General features: G+C 43.2%; 4 protein-coding genes. All 4 read left to right on the top strand.

Translation table 11 applies throughout. From position 1 onward, the window contains the following. Positions 1 to 679, top strand: a 679-nt coding sequence (locus AC1DPZ_RS22890) for an SDR family NAD(P)-dependent oxidoreductase (protein ID WP_477407805.1), incomplete at its 5' end; no start/stop codon positions are given. A 151-nt stretch (positions 680 to 830) separates the two neighbouring features. Next, positions 831 to 1,736 carry a helix-turn-helix domain-containing protein gene (locus AC1DPZ_RS22895; protein ID WP_477407807.1) on the top strand — a complete coding sequence of 302 codons (906 nt, stop codon included), beginning with the start codon at positions 831 to 833 and terminating at the stop codon, positions 1,734 to 1,736. A 49-nt stretch (positions 1,737 to 1,785) separates the two neighbouring features. Continuing rightward, a complete protein-coding gene (locus AC1DPZ_RS22900) occupies positions 1,786 to 2,565 on the top strand; it encodes an alpha/beta hydrolase (RefSeq protein ID WP_477407809.1) in 780 nt (259 codons plus the stop codon). A gap of 465 nt (positions 2,566 to 3,030) precedes the next feature. After that, positions 3,031 to 4,314: tetratricopeptide repeat protein (locus tag AC1DPZ_RS22905; protein ID WP_477407811.1), on the top strand; the 1,284-nt coding region annotated here is incomplete at its 3' end.

The following is a 4,314-nucleotide window of genomic DNA, read 5'->3' on the forward strand; positions in this document are numbered from 1 at the left end:
ACGTGGCATTGATGTTATCCTCACATACAACAGCAACTCCGATCAGGGGAAAGCTGTTGCTGATACCATCAACAGCAGCGGAGGTAAGGCTGTTGCCTTGCAATTGGACACATCTAAAACCAGCTCCTTTAACGGCTTTGCCGATCAAATCTCGCAGGTGCTAAAGCGGGAATGGAACCGGGAGAATTTCGATTATCTTGTCAATAACGCAGGGATATCCCAGCGGATGCTCATCAAGGACACAACCGAAGAGTTATTCGACGAACTTGTGGATGTAAATTTTAAAGGCGTGTTTTTCCTTACGCAAAAATTGATTCCATTGATTGTTGATGGTGGTCAGGTTATTAATATTTCTTCCGGGCTTGCCCGTTTCGCCTTTCCTGGTGTTGCCGTATATGGTGCTCTTAAATCCGCGATAGAAGGCTTGACACGGTATTTTGCCAAAGAGTATGCCGGAAGGAAGATTCGCGTAAATAGTGTCGCACCAGGCGCAATTGACACTGAATTCGGTGGTGGGAAAGGTGATGATAACCATCGCGAGCAGATCGCCGGCATGACTGCGCTCGGACGTCTTGGAAATGCGGACGATGTGGGCATGTTTGTCGCATCAATGCTATCCGAAGACAGCCGCTTTGTAAATGCCCAACGCATCGAAATAGCGGGCGGGATGTTCATATAGTTCCCGGGGAAACATGCCTGGTCTTTGTTCCGCAATTTTTTAAACTCAAAAACATATTTGTGAACGGGCCTTGCTGGGGTCATCAATGGCAGGGTGTTTCCTGTATAAGTCCTTTTTAGTAAATTTACTTAACTTCCTAATCGGTAATTATATGCAACAATCATTTGTCGATATCAATACCATACATGAGCTGCATAAGCTGTACGACTGCCCGCCACCGAAACATCCGCTGGTTTCTTTCCTCCAGTTGCAGCAGGTCAGCAGGAATAACTTTCCGGAAAAAGAAACCGCGTTCCGGCTGGGGGTTTATGCTGTGTATCTTAAACAGTTAAAAGGATCAATGGGCTACGGGCGCTCACATTACGATTTTGATCAGGGCACATTGGTGTTTACCGCACCGGGGCAGGCTGTTGCTACACAGCGCTACATTTCCTATGATGACGGCTGGGGGTTATTCTTTCACCCTGATTTGCTGTACCGGACCGGGCTGGGCAAAAAGATACATGGATACTCATTTTTTCAGTACGATGCCAATGAAGCCCTGCACGTATCCGAGGATGAAAAGAAGACATTGCGTAACTGCGCGGATAACGTGGTGCAGGAGTATTCGCAAAACATAGACAAACATTCACAGGAATTGATCGTAAATAACGTTGAATTACTGCTCAACTACTGTAACCGTTTTTACGACAGGCAGTTCTTCACACGTTCCAAACCCAGTCAGGACCTGGTCCAGCAGTTTGAAAACCTGCTGCTGGACTATTTTTCAAAGGATTCGCTGATCAATGACGGCCTTCCAGATGTAAAATATTTCGCATCGCGGCTCAATCTCTCTGCTGATTATCTTTCCGACCTGCTGAACAGGTATACCGGGAAAACTACCCTGGAACATATCCACCTGCAACTGGTAGACAAAGCGAAGTCCTTGCTATGGGGCACAGAGAAAAACATCAGTGAAATTGCTTTTGATCTCGGCTTTGAACACCCCTCTCATTTCACAAAAATATTTAAAAACAAAACAGGTAAGTCACCGTCGGATTTCAGGCATCTGAATTGAAAATGAGGGCATTCTGTCATTTTATAAACAAATATTAAACACACACACCATGAAATTAAATCCCAACCGCGGCATCCGCATATTTAAAACATTGGTTATTTTTATCATGACGATTTTCGTCTCAGCATTACAAGCCCAGGTCCCCGCAAGAATCCAAAACATTGTGCTTGTTCATGGCGCATTTGTAGATGGGTCCGGGTGGCAGCCGGTCTATGACATCCTCACCAAAAAAGGTTACAAGGTCAGCATTGTCCAAACTACGCTGACTACCTTTGAAGGCGATGTAGCTGCGGTAAAACGGATAATTAACCAGCAGGACGGGCCTTGCATTTTGGTAGGGCATAGCTATGGAGGTGCCGTAATAACAACGGCTGGTAATGACTCCCTGGTTCGCGGGCTGGTATATATTGCCGCACATGCACCAGATCAAGGCGAATCTGAAGCTGGCAACGGCAAAATTTTCCCGGCTGCCTATAAATCACTGATCAAGGGAAGTGACGGCTGGGACTACATTGACCCAAAAATGTTTGCCGCTGATTTTTCAGGCGACTTGCCAAAACCCACAGCAGATTTTATGGCTAATTCTCAGACGCCTACAGCCGACCTGGTATTCCATGCCATCATCCAGGATCCGGCCTGGAAAACAAAACCTGTTTGGTATATGGTGGCAAAATCCGACAGGATTATTAACCCGGATTTAGAACGGATGTATGCCAAAAGGGCCAATAGTAAAAAAACAGTGGAAGTAGACGGAGCAAGCCATAGTGTCTATATAAGCCATCCTAAAGAAGTCGCAGACTTGATAATTTCCGCAACTGTCTTTCGCTAAAGGAGGACAGGGGGAATGTAACTATTGCTGACTTAGGGCGGTTGCTGATATCCAAGGCCAGATTCCGTTAGTTGGTTCAGCGTTTTGGGTAGGYTGCTGGTAAATTTGCCCAAGGTAAGCAGTTATGGAAATATGGGTAAATTGGCTATTCTAATGCTGACATTTGTTTTCTGTATTGTTTCGTGATCGAACTCCGAAGCAATTTTTTCAATATTTTGCTTCAATTGACCTTTAATTTTTGTAGGTTAAGTGAATCTTTATTTTTTCGTCAATTGAAAATAATGGCGATAAATATTTTTTTGATAATAGCGACATAGGTTAAAATACCTATGCCGCCTTAACTAACATATGATAAAGGATAATATAGTAATACCTTATTCATATAATCCATAAGAAATAAAATATCTTATTAATACTGCTCATTTAGCCTTATATTAACGGCTCCAATTAATTAAACTATACTGTATGGGAAAACCCTTACTTACGCATAAATTATACCTGTATATAAGGTACATTGTTATATATAGTGTGCTAACCATTACCGCCGCATCATCCTGCCTGGCGCAGGCTAATTCTGTAAAGGGGCTGTTTGAGCGGCTTAATACAGCAAAACACGATACCGACAGGGTAAATACCTACTATGCTATTTCCAGGCAATACTGGGGTAAAAATGCCGACAGCGCGCTTTTAATGGCGCAAAAATCGCTTGATCTGGCACAAAAAATTCATTTTGAAAAAGGGATAGCGCTGGCATATGTGTCGAAAGGGGTAGCCCTGGGATACAAGGGAAAATGGCCCGAAGCGCTGGAATGCCATTTTCAATGTTTGCGCATCAGCGAAAAATTGGGGATGGAAGGGTTAAGCGGGAATGAATATAATAATATTAGCGGCATGTACATCAGTATGGGGGATTATCCCAAAGCGCTTTATTATAACCGCTTAGCTTATAAAATAGCCCTGAAGCAAAATGATCCCACGCATCAGGGTGTAGTTAGCCTGCTGATAAACTTAGGCGAAATATTTAAGAAAAAAGGGCAGCCTGATTCGGCCATAGCTTATAATAACCAGGCGTTGATCATAGCTAAAAAAGGAAAAGACCTCGCCACTGCAGCTATTGCCTTGTATAACATTGGCGAAAACTACGTCGCCAAAAAAAATTACCCGCTGGCACAGGTTTATTTTTACAAATCGCTTGATATTGCACAAAAAACCGGTGATGATGAAGGTGTTGCTTATTGCCATACTGGTTTGGCCCTTACTTGCTATTATACAGGTAAATACAAGGCCGGTATGCTGTATGCACAAAAAGGGCTGGAGGAAAGCAAAAAATCGGGTATTGTTGAACTTATTGCAACTGCCTACAACGTGCTGTACCTAACCAATCAAAAAAAAGGCAGTTATAAAAAAGCGCTCTACTATCGGAACCTTGAAGTTGCCTTAACCGACAGTCTGAAAACCGCGGAAAAAGAAAAAGTTATCAGGACTATCCAATCAAGCTATGAACTGGAACAAAAGCAAATTCAAATTAACCTGCTGAATAAGGATAAGATAATAGGGCAGAAGAAACTGGAGGAAGTAAAATTGAGGCGGGATATACTAACCGGGAGCGCTATATTTTTGCTGGTGCTTGCTTTCATCCTGTTTAGAAACTACACACAAAAAAGAAAGCTTAGTGAACAACTGGCCTTGCAAAATAAAGATATATCGGCACAAAACCTGCAACTGGAAGAGCTGGTGCACGTAAAGGAC

The organism is Mucilaginibacter sp. P4_G9, from assembly GCF_056400985.1.